Genomic DNA, 15,064 nt, shown 5'->3' on the forward strand with positions numbered 1-15,064 from the left:
CTGCCCCCATCTGGGCGCCCCGCTGCGCGGCGGCTCGGTCCGGTGCGGCTCGCTGGTCTGCCACTGGCACGGACTGGCCCTGGACGGCTCGCCGTTCGCGGGCTGGGAGCCGTATCCGGTGCACGACGACGGGGTGCTGGTGTGGGTGCGGCTGGACGCGGTGGGGGGCGAGGAGCCGCTGGACCGGCCCGTCGTGCCGGAACGGCCCGCCCCGGAGGGCTCCGTGGCCGCGGTCCACACCGCCGTGGGCACCTGCGAACCGCAGGACGTGGTGGCCAACCGGCTCGATCCGTGGCACGGCGCCTGGTTCCATCCGTATTCCTTCACCGATCTGTCGGTGGTGCGCGCCCCCGGGGACACCGCCGGGCCCGGCGACGACGGCTTCGCCGTGGACGTGTCCTTCAAGGTCTGGGGGCGGGCCGTGGTGCCGGTGCGCGCCGTGTTCACCGCGCCCGGACCCCGTACCGTCGTCATGCGCATCACCGACGGCGAGGGGGCCGGATCCGTGGTGGAGACCCACGCCACTCCGGTGACCCCCGCGCTGCGCGGCGCTCCGCGCACCGCCGTCGTGGAGGCGGTCGTCGCCACCTCGGACCGGCGCGGTTTCGCCCTGGCCCGTTCGTCGGCGCCGCTGCTGCGGCCCCTGATGCGGGCCGCGGCGCGCCGGCTGTGGCGGGACGACCTGGCGTACGCCGAGCGCCGGTGGCGGCTGCGCCGGGACGGCCGCTTCCCCGGCTGACCGGTGTGCTCGGCGTGCGGGTCTGGCGCGTCAGGTCGCGGCGCCCAGCCGGGCCAGGGCGCGCAACAGCGCGGAACGCCCCCGGGCGGGTACCGTCCACAGCGTCTGGCCGCGTACCCCCCACCGCTCCAGCAGGGCGTTCGCCGCCTGGAAGCCGGTCGTCGCGGCCCGTTCCATGAGCGCCACCGGGAGGTCGGTGCGCACGTGGTCGCCGGCCAGCACGACGGCCGGGTCCGGGGTGCGCACCGGCGGCCGGTCGCGGAAGCCGCCCACCGGGAACAGCGGGCAGTCGCCGTGCCACTCGTGGCGCACGTCGACCAGCCGGGCGTCCCGTGTCTCGGGGTAGACGCGGTGCAGCTGGCCGACGAGCGTCTCCTCCAGGGCGGTCCGGTCCGCTCCCGGCGGGACGGCGTAGGCGTGCAGCTCCACCACGGATCCCCGGGTGCGGGCCGCCCAGCGGGCCGCTTCGCCCTCCCACCGGTCCAGCACGCTGACGTTGTCCAGCGGCCCGAAGCCGCTGGTGCCGAGGAAACCGGGGCGGTGCGCGGCCACCGGCCGGTCCAGCCAGAGCCGGGAGACCAGGAAGGGGGGCGCGGTGCGCAGCCGTCCGACACGGGCGCGCCACGCCGCGTCGCCGAGGTGCGGCGAGTGGCCGACCAGCCGCCGCAGTCCGGCCGGGTCCGTCGCCAGCACCACCGCCTGGTACCGCTCGCCCCGCCCCGCGGCCCCGGGGAGTTCCACCCCGCCACCGGCCACGGGCCGTACGGTCCCGACCGTGGCCGAGGTGCGGATGTCCACGCCGTGGCCGCGCAGATAGCCGGCCAGCGGCCGCCACAGGGCCCGCGGGTACGGTTCGCCGGGGACGTCGAAGAGCAGGCCCTCGCTCGACCCCAGGAAGTAGATGTGGAACATCAGCGCCAGTTCCGCGGCGGACAGCTCCCCCGGGTCGGCGAAGAAGCTGCGCGAGAACACCTCGAACGCCAGGTGCTGGGCGGCGGTGGGAAACCCGATGGCGTCCAGGAACTCCTGGGCGCTGGTGTCGTCCAGGCGCTCGTACACCTCCGGCACCCGCACATCGAGCAGCGGCAGCGCCGCCGGGACACGCATCCGTGCCAGGTCGGCCCAGCCGAAGGACGGGCTGAGCGCGACGAAGCCGAGGGCGCTCCACGGCGGGGTGCGGGGGACGTGCGCGAAACTGTCGCACAGTCCGCTGCCGTGCCGCAGCGGATAGTCGGGCAGCGGGGTGAGGCGGGCCAGGGTGGGATCGGCGCGCCGGAGCAGCCCCCGCAGGTTGTAGTACTGCCGGAAGAAGGCGTGGAACCCCCGGCTCATGGTGGCGCGGGAGCCGTCGGCCAGGTCCACCGGCCATCCGGCGAGCCGCCCGCCGAGCCGGGGGGCCCGCTCGAACAGGGTGACCCGGACGCCGCGTTCGGCCAGCGCGGTGGCCGCCGCCAGTCCCGCGACGCCGCCGCCCACCACCGCCACGCGGGGCGGCTCGCCGGTGATCCGGGCCGCCCCGGGCGCCGCCGGGAGCACCCGTGCCCGCCGGTCCCTGCCCCGGCGGGGCACCGCCGCCGCCTCCGTGCGCACGCCCCTCACCCGGGCGTCCCGCCCCGGGCCCGCCTGTGCTCCGCGCCTCCGGGCGCGCGGCCGACGACGGTGTGCACGATGCCGGTCTGCCAGCCGGGCATGGGGGCGGTGCGCACCCGGTCGAAACCGGCGCGGCGCATCCGGGCCGCGAAGGCGTCCACGGTGTCGAACCGGGCGACGCTGTTCCCCAGGTGGCGGTAGAGCGCGCGGTCTCCCATGAGGGTGCCGAGGGGCAGCACGACCGCCCGGTGCACCAGCTGCCAGACGAGGCGGGCCGACGGCCGGCCGCTGAGCGTGTACTCGTGGACGGCGAGCCGCCCGCCGGACCGCAGCAGGTCCCGCACCGCCGCCAGCACGGCGTCCGGGTCCCGGAGGTTGCGGAAGAGGTAGGCGGCGAAGGCGGCGTCGTAACGGCCGCCGTCCGCCGCTTCGGCGATCCGCTCCACGGGCGCGTGCACGAACCGCACGTTCGGTGGCCAGCCTCTGGCCCTCGCGCGTGCCAGCATGCCGGCCGACGCGTCCACGGCCGTGATGGCGGCCAGTGGCGCGGCGCGCAGCAGTGCCGCCGTCGAGGCGCCGGTGCCGCAGCCGAGGTCGAGCAGCCGCAGCTTGGCCCCGGCCCCGGGGAGCCGCAGTCTGCGCGCCGAACGCCGCAGCTGTGCGTGGTAGCCGGGGTTCACGGCCACCAGGCGGTCGTAGCCGCGGGCCGCGTGGTCGAACGCGGCCGACAGCTCCTCGCCGCAGAGCCGTTCGGCGTGGTGCGGGGCGGATGGTGGGGCGGGCGGCGGGGTCCCGGCCGGCGTCATGGGCGCTGTTCCTCGTCATCAGGCGGGCGGACGGCGTGCGGTGGGTGGGCGGCCGGGTCCGGGACGGGCAGGGACACGGGGGCGGGGAACGCGCACCGGTGGTGTGCGCGGCGGGGCAGCAGCGGCAGCTCGGCCACGGTGCGCAGCATGGCCGCCACGGGCGTCCGCAGTCCGATGGTCAGGTCCTCCAGGAGACGGGACTCCCCGTCGAGGAAGCGCAGCAGCCGCTGGGCCGGGCAGCGGCCGAAGAGCACGGTGAAGAAACGCGGCCCGTCGATCCTGCCGCGGTCCAGGGCCCGCAGCACGACCGCGTCCATGGCCCGCGTCCGGGCGCTGTACGCGGGCGGCGGCACCGGCACCCGGCCGGCGCGGCAGGCGTCGGCGATCGCGGCCGCCTGCCGGCGTACGGCGGTGAACGTGTAGCCGGTGGCGGGACGGGTGGCGCCGCCCGCCGCGCCGATGCGGAAGACCGAGGCGCCGGCCCGCCGCGGGAAGACGGCGTCGGTCATCGGGATCACGCCCTGTTCGGCGGCGACGACGCGGGCCGCGCCCACGCCGAGCACCTCGCGTGCGTAGTGGCCCAGGAGCCGGTCGTAGGCCGCGCCGTCCCTGACCCGGGGCGAGAACTCGGTGTACTCCACCAGCGCCTCCCGCGCGCCCAGCGGAAGGACGTAGCCGAAGGACAGGCCACGGTCGGGCTGCGGGGTGCGGAAATCCATGAGTTCGGCGGCCCACGGGTCGAAGGCGGGGCGTTCGGTGCGCAGGAACCAGCCGCGGAAGTGCTGGAGCAGCACGGTCCGCGCCGGTGGCAGCCGGGACAGCGGCCGGGAGTCGAAGACCCAGCGGGCGCCCAGCGTCAGCGGCGCGCCGCCCGCCGTGGTCCCCCGCACCTCGGCTCCGCCCCGGCCGTCCCGCACCTCCGCGACGGCGGCCTCGACCCCGCGGAACCCCGGTCTGCCGGCCAGCCGTTCCCGGAGCAGTGCCTCGAAACCACGCGAGCGGATCATCTTGTAGCGCAGCGGCACGGGTCTGGCCTCCACCACCGCCCCGCCGGGTGCCCGTACCCGCAGCCGCTCCCAGGAGGCGACGACGGCGTCGTCGTAGTCCCCTCCGGGCGGCTCCCAGAAGCACCAGGTGCGCTCGGCCGGGCGGGCCGGCCCCGGCGGCGCGGACACCAGGACGACGGACGGGACGGGCCGGGGGCCGCCGGGGCGGGTCAGCCGGTCGGCGAGCGCGAGCCCCGCGGCGCCCGCGCCGACCACGACGATGTCCGCCTCCCGCATGCCCGATGCCTCCCACGGTCCTCCGCCTGGCCCGGGCCCGCCGCGCGGGGCCGGGGCCCGTCCAGTGTTCCGCCCCGGGTGCGGCGTCGGGACGTACGACGCGCGGGTACCCCGGCCGGCCACCGGATTGACCTCGACGTGCGCATCGCGTTTTCTGTGGGCCATGGTGAACCGCATGCACCGTGAAGTCCGCTTGGCCGCCCGCCCCAAGGGGCCGGTCGCCGATGAGCTCTTCGAGATCGTGGAGGTGCCGGTCCCCGAGCCGGGGCCGGGCCAGGTTCTCGTACGCAACACCCACATGGCCGTCGCCGCCGTGATGCGCACCCTGATGGACGAGATCACGGATGTGCCGATGCCCCCGTTCGAGATCGGGGCGCCGCTGAACGGTCCGGCGGTCGGCGAGGTGGTGGCCGCCCCCGGGACCGATCTGGCCCCCGGCGATCTGGTGGAGCACCGGCTCGGCTGGCGCGAGTACGCGCTGCTCGACGCGGACGCGGCGCACCGCGTCGAACCGGGCCTGAGGTCCGATCCGGCGGCCTGTCTCTCCCAGGGGCCCACCGCCCTGATGGGCATCGAGCGCGGCGCGGAAGTACGGCCCGGCGACACGGTGTTCGTCACCGGGGCCGCGGGCGGTGTGGGCTCGCTGGCAGGGCAGATCGCCCGGCAGTTCGGCGCGACACGCGTCATCGGGAGCACGGGTTCGCGGCAGAAGGCGGACCGGCTGATGGGGGAACTGGGCTATGACGCGGTGGTCATCCGCGGCGCGGGCCCCATCGAGGAGCAGCTGCGCCGGGCCGCCCCCGAAGGCATCGACGCGGTCTTCGACAACGTGGGCGGCGAGCAGCTGGCGGCCGCCCTGGCCATCGCCAACCGAGGCGCCCGGGTGGCCATCGTGGGCGCGCTGGCCGGCCAGCTCTCGGTGAACGGCACGAGCACCTCCAGGATCGAGCTGGACACGCTCTCGCTGCTCTCCCGCAGCATCACCCTCAGGGGCATCGCCCTCTACGACCACCTGGACCTGGTCCCCCAGTGGAACCGGCGCTTCGCCGAGGGGCTGCGCACGGGCACCCTCACCTTCCCGCACTCCCGGCTGCGCGGCATCGACCAGGCACCGCGGGCGCTGCGGGAGCTGACGGAGGGACGTCATCTGGGCGCCGTCATCGTGGAGCTGTGAAGCGAGGGAATCCGGTCGGGACCGGTCCGGCGACGCGCCCGCTCCCGTCGTCCTGCCGCCCTCAGTGGCGGCGGGACGACGGCCGCGGGTGCGGTACGCCGCTCAGATCGCGGTGAAACCGCCGTCCGCCGCGACCACGGCGCCCGTGATGAAGCTGGAGCGCGGCGAGACCAGGAAGCAGAGCACCTCGGCGATCTCCTCGGGCTGGGCCACCCGGCCCAGCGGCTGGGCGCCGGCGAAGGATGCCAGGTACGCGCGGCTGTCGGCCCGGAAGGTGTCCAGGAAGTCCGTCTCGATGATCCCCGCGGCCACGGTGTTCGCCCGGATGCCCAGCGGACCGCCCTCGACGGCGAGGACCTTGGTCAGCTGGGCCAGGGCGCCCTTGGAGGCGCTGTACGCGGCGCCCTCCGGCAGCGCGACGGTGCAGACGTAGGAACCCGTGCTCACGATGGCTCCACCGCCACGTTCCGCCATCACGCGGAACGCCTCCCGGGAGAAGAGGAAGGACCCCCGGGCGTTGACCGCCATCACGGCGTCCCAGTCCTCCGTCGTCGTCTCGGTGATGGGTTTGTTGAGGGTGCGCCCGGCGTTGTTGACCAGGATGTCCAGACCGCCGAGGACATCGACGGCCGCCCGCACCGCCTGCTGGGCGGTCGCCTCGTCCGTGACGTCGCCGACCAGGGGGTGAACGCCCGGGAACTCCTGCGGCAGTGCCGTGACCTCCTGGCGCCGGTCGACGGCGACGACCTGAGCGCCCCGGCCGTGCAGCAGCCGGACGGTCTCTTTGCCGACGCCGCGTGCCGCCCCCGTGACGAGGGCGGTCCTGCCCGCGAACTCCCCCGGGTCGGCGGGGTGCGTGGGTGTCGTCATGGTGCTGTCCTTCGTCCTGGTGGTCTTCGTCGGTGCCACCGCCGGAAAGCGGTGGTGGCACCGGTGGTGGTGCGCGCTCGGCGGTGGCGTCAGGAGGCGGGCCGTTCGCGGTACAGCACGAGGTGCTCGTGGTGGAGCACGCCGTCGCGTACGTCGCCCGTGGCGGTGAAACCGGTGTCGTCGACGTAGTCGATATGGCTGCCCGTGACGGTGTACCGGCCGGTGTAGGCACTGGCCCGGGTACCGCGCGCCTCGTCGTAGCGGCCGTCCGCGCGCAGCTCCTGGCGGATGTGGCCGTCTGCGGTGACCCACATGCCGACCACGTCGATATCGGGGCCGTGGGCGGAATCCGCGGTCATGGTGAACCTCTTCTTCCCGTGGGGTGATGTCGTGCGCCACCGAGTCTGGGCGGTGTCCCACGGGCCGGCCAGGACGCGTTCCGCCTGGGTGCGGCACACCCAGGCTCCCGGCGGCGCAGCCGCGTAGCCTGTCGGCATGGCTGACAACGACCTGGGACAGTTCCTGCGAAGCCGCAGGTCGGGCCTACGGCCCGAAGAGGTCGGCATGGCGAGCCACGGCACTCGCCGGGTCCCGGGGCTGCGCCGCGAGGAGGTCGCGGTGCTCGCCGGCGTCAACGCCGACTACTACACCCGCCTGGAACAGGGCCGGGAGCGCAACCCCTCCGCGCAGGTGCTCGACGCGCTCAGCCGCGCGCTGCGCCTGGACGGCGACGCGCGGGACCATCTGTACCGGCTGGCCGGCGCGGTGCCCGACGGCCCGGCCCTCCGCGTGCCCGACCAGGTCAGCGCCACGCTGCGGCGGCTGATGGACGGCTACTCCCACACGCCCGCCTTCGTGCTCAACCGGACCCTGGACATCCTCGCCACCAACGCGCTCGCCGACGCCCTCTACTCCCCGTTCCACCCGGCGGACAACCTGGCCCGCATGACATTCGTGGACCCCGCGGGCCGCACCTTCTACCAGGACTGGAACAGGGCGGCCCAGGCCACCGTCGCCCATCTGCGCCACGCGGCCGGCTACGAGCCGGACAGCCCGCGCCTGCGCGCGCTCGTGGACACCCTCGGCGAGAGCAGCGCGGAATTCGCCCGCCTGTGGGCCGCCCACACCGTGCGCGGCAAGACGCGGGAGGCCAAGCGGCTGCTGCACCCCGACGTCGGTCCGCTCACCCTCGACTACGAGGCGTTCGACGTGCGGGAGACCCCGGGCCAGCAACTCGTCATCTACCACGCGGAGCCCGGCAGCGGCAGCGCGGAAGCACTGCGCCTGCTCGGCTCCATCCACGCGACACGCACCCGGCCCTCCCCCCACGGCGCGGACCGCGCCTGAACACCACCGGCCTGGCCCGGTGGCGGAGGTCCGGCCCGGTGGCGGAGGTCCGGGCCGGTCAGCCGGTGGCGGCCGGTGTGCCGGGGCGCCGCAGGGCCTTGATCGCCTGAGCCGCGCCCTTGGCCCCGAGGCGGACGAAGGCCGGGGTGACGCCGAGGGGCGCCGGGTATCCCCCGAGGGTCCTGGGGCCGCGGACCACCGTCCCCCGGTTGACGTCGTACCAGGCGCCCGGCGGCAGGTGGACGGTCCGGGTGGCGCCCGCGCCGAGCTGGGGCGCGGCCAGTACGGCCGGGCCGAGCATCCACTCGTCGGTGACGGTGTAGCTCTTCCGGTCCCCGGGGAAGTCGAAGAACAGCGGACGCATGATCGGATCGCCCGTCCTCAGCGTGTGCTGGACCTGGTCCCAGATGTACGGGGCGAGCCTTCCGTGCCGCTGGATCGCTTCCCGGTAGAGGTCGATCGTCTCCTGGTCGTACACGACCTTCCGGCCGGTGGTCGCGTCGATGGTGTCCACCGGTGAGGTCGATCCGTACATCAGCGGCATAAGGGAGGCCGACTGCGCCCACCGCACCAGCACGTCCTTCGACGGCGGGGCCTCGCCGTTGGAGCCGCCGATCATGTCGGACTCGACGAACGGATAGCCGATGGTGGAGATCGCCAGGTTCTGGGTCACGGACGCCCGGAGGGAGTTCCAGCCGGTGCCCTTGTCGATCTGGCGGGTGACGAAACCGGCCCGGTGCGCCGTCTCGCCCCAGTGCACGCGGATACCGGCGCCCTGGAGATCGAACCGGTCGGCCAGTTCGCTGCCCAGACGCTGGTAGTCGGTGGCCTGGTAGCCGTCGTGCGGGGCGCACTTCTCGTCGAAGAAGCGGGTGTCGAACTTCAGCCCGTCGATGTGGTAGGTGCTCATCAGGGTCCTGAGCCGGCCCTCGTACCAGGCCCTGGCGTCGGGGTCGGCGAGGTCGACGATCCCGGCCGTGCCGTTCCACCAGGTCACCTCGCAGGGCTTGGTGGGGTCCTCGGCGTCCTTGAGCAGATAGCCGTGGTCGGCCGCGTAGTCGTGGTTCTCGGAGTCGAGGTTGATCCAGAGGGTCACCCAGAGACCGAAGTCGAACCCCATGTCGTGGATCGCCTCGGACATACCCTTGGGATCGGGGTACGCGACGGGGTCGAAGGTCAGATTGCCGTAGTTCGACTCCCACTTGTCGTCGAGCTGGATGGTGTGCCCGTCCAGTCCGTTCTTCTTCAGGTCGGTGGCGTAGTCGAGCAGTCTCGCCTGGTCGACCTTGGTGTAGAACTGGGCCCACGAGTTCCACAGCGGCTTGGCGTACTGCTCGTAGCCGGCGTCGCTCTTGGCGGGTTTGCCGACGATGCCGATGTAGTCGCGGTAGACCTCCAGGGGCGTGGACTCGACGAACACGGTGGCGCGGTAGGTGTCCGCGGACTCCACCGTGAAGCGGCCGGTGCCGTCCTCGCCGCCCTCGTTGATCGCCACGTTCATCACGTGTCCGGTGTCGACCCGCAGCCCGGTGGAGCGGGAGGTGTACCAGAAGGGGTCGATCATGTCGTACGAGGCCGGCCCGAAGTTCTCGTGCCCGACCTCGCCGCTGTCGAGGGGCCACGGCTGGTCGCCGTACGGGCCGCCGGCCGGGGTTTCGGTCTCGCCGTGTCCGTACCAGTGCCCGGCCGACGCGAGGTCGAAGGCGAGTCCGAGCTGCTCGGGGCTGCCGCCCTTGACGTCCCAGTCGAGCTGGTAGCGGTCGGCCGCGGGCGTCAGCCGCGCCTCCACGGTGGCTCCGTCGAGTGTGGTGTCCGCCGTGAGGGTGAGGACGCCGCGCTCGAAGCTCCAGCCGGTGAGCGCGGTGGCGTGCTGCCATGTGCCACGGGAGCGGAAGCGCAGCCCCCCGGTGTCTCCGGTGGCGGACTCCAGCACGGTCGTGCCCGCCCGCCGGGTGGTGAGCGTGAACTCCCCCTTGGCCACGTCCACGGTGTATCCGGGCGAGGTCCTGGTGGGCCGGACGGTGAGGGAGACGGCGCCCGGGGTTTCGGTGACACCCGTCCCTGATGCGGCGTCAGAAGTGACCGGGGCGGCGGCCGTTGCCGGTGGGGCGGGGCGGAGGCCGGTCAGGGACGGGAGGAGGAGCAAGGACAGCGAGGCGGCCAGGAAGGCGCCGCGCCGGCGTCCGCAGAGGTGTATGCGCACCACTCATGCCCTTCGGGGGTGGGTCACGGCGTGATGGAGCGGTTGTGCAATCGCCTGTTTGATTCTGCTCATGGTCAGGCGGTAACCGTCACCTGTCAACAGTCTCGTTGCGTGGGCACGCACAGCATCTGCGGTTCCGTCTGGGGCTGATGGCAGGATTCACCCATGACGGATGTTTGGGAAGTGACCTGCCGTCCCCCCGGGAAGCGCACCCTGTGGGCCTTAGCCGGCCTCGGCGCGGCCGGGGCGGGCCTGGCGGCGGTGCGCGTGGCGTGCCGGGGCGAACTCCTGGATCTCTGGCTGGGCGCCGGTCTGCTGCTCGGGCTGGTGGGCGTCGTATCGCTGCACGCGGCCACCGCCGCCGTGCGCGCGGACGCCCACGGCCTGCGCTCCCGGACGCTGCTGCGCCGCCGGAGCGTGCCCTGGCGGGACGTCGCCGACCTGCGCGTACGCCGGACGTACGGGCACGGCTCCCGGGGCCAGGAGACCCGGCGCGTCAGCCTGGTGCTGCGCAACGGACGCAGGCTGCTGCTGCCCCTGCCGCGGAGCTGGTCGTCCCACGACCCGGACTTCGACGCGGAACTGGAGGCGCTCCGCGCGCTGCACCGCCGCTATGGGACTCCGGCGTCCGGCCATGTCCCCGTCGTGTCGAACCGCACCGCCGGGCACGGCTGGGCCGGGTCGCTGGTCCTGTGCGCCGTGCTGCTCGCGTGCGCGGGCGTGGCCGCGTGGTTCGTGCCCGGCGCCGCGGCGGACGAGCGGGCGTGGAAGTCCGCCACCCCGTGCACCGCCGGGGAGCGCACGGGGTCCCCGCCGCGGGAGCGGAACCGGGCGGGCGGAGAGTGCCTGACCACCGTTCCGGCCGTGATCGCGCGGACCGAGGCCAACTGGCCCAGGCAGCGCAGCTGGCTGTACTTCGCGGGCGGCCGGCCGCTGACCCGGCTGGAGGTCTCACGCGAGGCAGCCCAGGAGTTCCAGGCCGGGGACAGAGTGGAACTGACCGTCTGGCGCCAGAAGGTGCGCGAGGTCTCCGGAGCGGGCCACGTATGGCGCGAGCACGCCCCCGGCGGCGGGGAGGTGGCCGTCCTCGCGGCCGTGTCCGCCCTCGCCGCGGGCTGGCCCGCGGCCCGGCTCCTGCTGCGGGTGCGCGGCCGCCGGCTGCCCGACGACGAGGTCCTGCCGTCGGCCGTTCCGTTCGCGGGCGCGCTCGTCGGCACCGCCCTGTGGCTGCTGCCGCTGTGCTATCTCCATCCCACCGCCCCGCTCGCCTCCTCCGGGGCGATCACCTGGGCGGCCGTGGGCTCGCTGGTCAGCCTGGGCCTGTTCGCCTGGGCGTGGCGCGCCACCCGGGTGCGTGCGCCCGCGGCGGCCGGAACGGCCGACGTGTCCGCCGCCGAGGAGGAGGGGGCGGAGGTGTTCCTGGCCGCCCGCTTCCTGGAGCACACCGACTACAACCCGTTCCGCTTCGGCACCCACATCGTCCTCGGCGGCGGCCCGCCCGCGGTGACACCCCACGCCGGACCGGGCCGGTTCGCGGCGCGACGGATACCGGTGGAGCGGCTCACCGTGAGGAAGGTGCGGCGGGTCCGGGGCGGCGACGGCGACACCGTCTCCAGAAGCTGGCACATCGCCGAACTGGACGACGCGGGCGAACCGGTCCGCCTCGCGGCCGCCCCGGACGACCTGACCCGTGTCCTGCGCGCGCTGACGGACCCCGGGTCGTGACGGGCGGGGCCGTGCCCGCGCGGCGGTCAGGGGCGCTCAGTCGCGTGCGAGCAGTTCGAGCGTGTCGATGACGCGGTTCGAGAACCCCCACTCGTTGTCGTACCAGGCCACCACCTTGATGTGCTTGCCGTCGACGCGGGTGAGGGCGGCGTCGAAGATCGAGGACGCCGGGTGGCCGGTGATGTCGCTGGAGACCAGCGGCTCCTCGGCGTATTCGAGGACGCCCTTGAGCTTGCCGTCGGCGGCGGCGCGGTAGGCCGCGAGCACCTCGTCGCGGGTCACCTCGCGGGCGACCGTGGTGTTCAGTTCCACGATCGAACCCACCGGCACGGGCACGCGGATCGAGTCGCCCGACAGCTTGCCGTCGAGGTTCGGCAGCACCAGGCCGATGGCCTTGGCGGCGCCGGTGGTGGTGGGCACGATGTTCACGCCGGCGGCGCGGGCGCGGCGCAGGTCGCGGTGGGGGCCGTCCTGGAGGTTCTGCTCCTGGGTGTAGGCGTGCACCGTGGTCATGAAGCCGTGCTCGATCCCGGCCAGGTCGTCCAGCACGGATGCCAGCGGGGCCAGCGCGTTCGTGGTGCACGAGGCGTTCGAGACGATCACGTGCCGGGCGGGGTCGTACGCCTCGGTGTTCACACCGTAGGCGAGTGTGACGTCGGCGCCGTCGGAGGGGGCGCTCACCAGCACCCGCTTGGCCCCGGCGCGGATATGCGCGCGGGCGGCGTCCGCCGCGGTGAAGCGGCCGGTGGACTCGAGCACGATGTCGACGCCGAGTTCGGCCCACGGCAGGTTGGCGGGCTCGCGTTCGGCGAGCACCTTGATGCGGCGGCCGTCCACCACCAGCTCGGTTCCGTCGGCCTCGACCGAGCGGCCGAGGCGGCCGAGCGAGCTGTCGAACTTGAGCAGGTGGGCGAGTGACTGGGGGGCGGTGAGGTCGTTGATGGCGACCACGTCGAGGTCACTGTCGCGTTCGAGCAGGGCGCGGAGGGTGTTGCGTCCGATGCGGCCGAATCCGTTGACGGCGATGCGGGTCATGGAGATTCCTTTCGTTCCGCCGTCCATGGTCGGCATCCGGAGAGCGGGCCGACAGTGGCTCGATCGACAGGGTGCGCAAGTATCCCGCCACACCCCTGGCCACCGCCCGCAAGGATCCCGCCAAACCGCCCCGGGCACGGGCCCGCGCACCGGCACCCGGACCGGCACACCGGGCCGGACCGGCGTCCGCCGATTCCCGCGCACGCACGGGAATCGGCGGGCTCAGGCCGAGAAATCGGCGGGCTCAGGCCGAGAAGGTGTGCCGGTACTCCGTCGGGGAGGTGCCGAGGATGCGCTGGAAGTGCAGCCGCAGGTTCGCCCCGGTGCCGAGCCCGACGCGGTCGGCGATCTGCTCCACGCCCAGATCGGTGCGTTCGAGCAGTTCGCGCGCCAGGTCCACCCGCGCCCGGAGCACCCACTGCATCGGCGTGTAGCCGGTGTCCTCCAGGAACCGCCGCGAGAAGGTGCGCGCCGACACCCGCGCGTTGCGGGCGAGCGCCTCGAGGGTCAGCGGTTCGGCGAGGTGCTCCAGGGCCCATTCGCGCGTGCTCGCGAACAGGTCCCCCAGCGGCTCGGGCACGCTCCGGGGCACGTACTGCGCCTGGCCCCCGCTGCGGTAGGGCGCCGCCACCAGCCGTCTCGCCGCGTGGTTGGAGCGCCCGACGCCGTGGTCCCGCCGGACCAGGTGCAGGCACAGGTCGATGCCGGAGGCGGCGCCCGCCGAGGTGAGCACGTCGCCCTCGTCCACGAAGAGCACGTTCTCGTCCACCCGTACGAGCGGATACCGCTCGGCGAGCGCCTTCGAGTAGTGCCAGTGGGTCGTCGCCCGCTTGCCGTCGAGCAGGCCCGTCGCCGCCAGCGCGAACGCCCCCGTCGAGATGGCCGCGAGCCGGGTCCCGCGCTTGTGGGCGGCCATGAGCGCGCCGACGACCGCCGCCGGCGGTTCCGTGGTCGCCGGCTCCCGGTAGCCGGGGATGAAGATGGTGTCGGCGTGCTCGAACGCCTCCAGGCCCTCGGCCACGTGGTACGAGAGGCCGTCGCCGCCGGTGACCAGTCCGGGCGCGGCGCCGCACACCCGCACCTCGTAGGGCATGCTCGGCCGGTTGGAGAACACCTGCGCGGGGATGCCGACGTCGAGCGGCTTCGCGCCCTCGAGCACGAGGACGGCGACTCGGTGGTTCTTCCGACTCATCGGGCCTCCTCCGCCCCTCCCGCGACCGGCCGGGCGCCCGCCCCCGTGACCGCGATGACAACTACCGCAAGCATCCTGCCATTGGCGGGCGGATCCGCGGAGCACCGACGACGCGGCGGCCGATTGAATGTCGATCGAATTCGATCGATAATCGATATATGCATCGTCTCTTCATCGCCCTGCTCCGCGCCGGTATCGTCGCGGCGATCCTGGTCGGTCTCTTCGGCCAGTTCGTGGTCATCCCGACGACGGCGGCCGACGAGGTCGACCGCTTCCCGCCGTACGCCCCGTTCGCCGTCCCCTACGCGACGGTGGCGATCGTCGGCGTCACCTGCGTCCAAGTGGCGCTCGTCGCCATGTGGATGCTGCTCTCCATGGTCCGGCGCGGCGCGATCTTCACCCCGCTGGCCTTCCGGTGGGTCGACCTCATCATCGGCTCCTCGGTGGTGGCGACGCTGCTGGCGACCGGGGTCACCACGCATCTGGCACTGGCCGACATCCCCTCTCCCGACGACGGCATGGAGGTCATCAGCGCTCTGGCCGCCGCCACCGCGGGCGCCGGGGTGGGAGCGGCGATCGCGATGCTCGTCGTCATCATGCGAAGCCTGCTGCGCAAGGCGACGGAGCTACAGGCCGAGATGGCCGAGGTGGTCTGATGGCGATCATCGTCGACCTCGACGTCCAGCTCGCCAAACGCAAGCTGTCGGTCGGCGAGTTCGCCGCCGCCGTCGGCATCACCCCCGCGAACGTCGCCGTGTTGAAGAACGGCCGCGCCAAGGCGGTGCGGTTCACCACACTCGACGCGATCTGCCGGACGCTCGGCTGCCAGCCCGGCGATGTGCTGCGCTGGGTACCCGACGACGGCGCGGCCGACGGCTAGGGTCCGCCGATCGGCCTGTGGGCGAGTCCGGCCGCGCGGGTTCGCCGTCACCCGCCACCGGCCCGGCCTGGCCGCACGCGCCGCGTGGTTGCCGTCCCGCCGCCCGCCGCCCGCCGCCCGCCGCAGGAGGACGCGGGGGCCTGGGCGCTGTCCGCCTCGGGGTTCACCTCGGCGGGAGCCACCGCGATCCTGGGGTGCGGCCCGACAGGGCCCCCGCCCC

Annotated in this window: 14 protein-coding genes; 6 read left to right on the plus strand and 8 right to left on the minus strand. The window is 74.0% G+C overall.

The genetic code is table 11. The features are described from left to right. Nucleotides 1-739, plus strand: a 739-nt coding sequence (locus AXW62_RS19010) for a DUF5914 domain-containing protein (protein WP_060945579.1), incomplete at its 5' end; no start/stop codon positions are given. 30 nt (nucleotides 740-769) lie between these two features. Here the strand turns inward: AXW62_RS19010 and AXW62_RS19015 are convergent. The 3 genes from AXW62_RS19015 to AXW62_RS19025 are packed head-to-tail and all read right to left on the minus strand — an operon-like array spanning nucleotide 770 to nucleotide 4,418. Beyond that, nucleotides 770-2,329 (minus strand): FAD-dependent oxidoreductase, encoded by a 1,560-nt coding sequence (locus AXW62_RS19015; RefSeq protein ID WP_060945580.1) that lies wholly within the window; start codon nucleotides 2,327-2,329, stop codon nucleotides 770-772. 5 nt (nucleotides 2,330-2,334) lie between these two features. Further along, nucleotides 2,335-3,135, minus strand: coding sequence for a class I SAM-dependent methyltransferase (locus AXW62_RS19020; protein WP_079115685.1), 801 nt, complete (start codon nucleotides 3,133-3,135; stop codon nucleotides 2,335-2,337). Further along, nucleotides 3,132-4,418 carry a lycopene cyclase family protein gene (locus tag AXW62_RS19025; protein WP_060945581.1) on the minus strand — a complete coding sequence of 429 codons (1,287 nt, stop codon included), beginning with the start codon at nucleotides 4,416-4,418 and terminating at the stop codon, nucleotides 3,132-3,134. Before AXW62_RS19025 ends, AXW62_RS19020 begins: the two co-directional genes overlap by 4 nt. Nucleotides 4,419-4,581: 163 nt before the next feature. Here AXW62_RS19025 and AXW62_RS19030 point away from each other — a divergent pair, with 163 nt between their 5' ends. After that, entirely contained in the window at nucleotides 4,582-5,592 is a 1,011-nt protein-coding gene (locus tag AXW62_RS19030) for an MDR family NADP-dependent oxidoreductase (RefSeq protein ID WP_060945582.1), read from the plus strand. A 102-nt stretch (nucleotides 5,593-5,694) separates the two neighbouring features. Here the strand turns inward: AXW62_RS19030 and AXW62_RS19035 are convergent, their stop codons facing one another. Then, nucleotides 5,695-6,462, minus strand: coding sequence for an SDR family NAD(P)-dependent oxidoreductase (locus tag AXW62_RS19035; RefSeq protein WP_060945583.1), 768 nt, complete (start codon nucleotides 6,460-6,462; stop codon nucleotides 5,695-5,697). Between the two features lie 89 nt (nucleotides 6,463-6,551). Continuing rightward, on the minus strand, nucleotides 6,552-6,821 hold the full coding sequence (locus AXW62_RS19040; protein WP_030836424.1) for an Atu4866 domain-containing protein: 270 nt from the start codon (nucleotides 6,819-6,821) through the stop codon (nucleotides 6,552-6,554). 136 nt (nucleotides 6,822-6,957) lie between these two features. Here AXW62_RS19040 and AXW62_RS19045 point away from each other — a divergent pair, with 136 nt between their 5' ends. Beyond that, nucleotides 6,958-7,809 (plus strand): helix-turn-helix transcriptional regulator, encoded by an 852-nt coding sequence (locus AXW62_RS19045; protein ID WP_060945584.1) that lies wholly within the window; start codon nucleotides 6,958-6,960, stop codon nucleotides 7,807-7,809. 58 nt (nucleotides 7,810-7,867) lie between these two features. Here the strand turns inward: AXW62_RS19045 and AXW62_RS19050 are convergent, their stop codons facing one another. After that, nucleotides 7,868-10,012, minus strand: coding sequence for a glycoside hydrolase family 31 protein (locus AXW62_RS19050; protein ID WP_060945585.1), 2,145 nt, complete (start codon nucleotides 10,010-10,012; stop codon nucleotides 7,868-7,870). Between the two features lie 165 nt (nucleotides 10,013-10,177). On the opposite strand from AXW62_RS19050, the gene AXW62_RS19055 reads away from it, so the two are divergent. Next, nucleotides 10,178-11,737, plus strand: a complete 1,560-nt coding sequence (locus tag AXW62_RS19055; RefSeq protein WP_060945586.1) for a PH domain-containing protein — start codon at nucleotides 10,178-10,180, stop codon at nucleotides 11,735-11,737. 36 nt (nucleotides 11,738-11,773) lie between these two features. Here the strand turns inward: AXW62_RS19055 and gap are convergent, their stop codons facing one another. Together gap and AXW62_RS19065 are read right to left on the minus strand one after the other, a co-directional pair. Continuing rightward, nucleotides 11,774-12,772, minus strand: coding sequence for a type I glyceraldehyde-3-phosphate dehydrogenase (gap, locus tag AXW62_RS19060; protein ID WP_060945587.1), 999 nt, complete (start codon nucleotides 12,770-12,772; stop codon nucleotides 11,774-11,776). 244 nt (nucleotides 12,773-13,016) lie between these two features. Continuing rightward, nucleotides 13,017-13,964, minus strand: a complete 948-nt coding sequence (locus AXW62_RS19065) for a GlxA family transcriptional regulator (protein WP_060945588.1) — start codon at nucleotides 13,962-13,964, stop codon at nucleotides 13,017-13,019. 158 nt (nucleotides 13,965-14,122) lie between these two features. Between AXW62_RS19065 and AXW62_RS19070 the strand changes: the two genes are divergently transcribed. Together AXW62_RS19070 and AXW62_RS19075 are read left to right on the plus strand one after the other, a co-directional pair. Then, nucleotides 14,123-14,620: a DUF2975 domain-containing protein gene (locus tag AXW62_RS19070; RefSeq protein WP_060945589.1), complete on the plus strand. Its 498-nt coding sequence runs from the start codon at nucleotides 14,123-14,125 to the stop codon at nucleotides 14,618-14,620. Beyond that, the gene (locus tag AXW62_RS19075) at nucleotides 14,620-14,844 is read left to right on the plus strand and encodes a helix-turn-helix domain-containing protein (protein ID WP_030836403.1); all 225 of its coding nucleotides are present in this window, start codon (nucleotides 14,620-14,622) and stop codon (nucleotides 14,842-14,844) included. Before AXW62_RS19070 ends, AXW62_RS19075 begins: the two co-directional genes overlap by 1 nt. Nucleotides 14,845-15,064: the final 220 nt, after the last annotated feature.

Origin of the sequence: Streptomyces hygroscopicus subsp. hygroscopicus (assembly GCF_001553455.1) — a bacterium.
GTDB lineage: Bacteria > Actinomycetota > Actinomycetes > Streptomycetales > Streptomycetaceae > Streptomyces > Streptomyces hygroscopicus.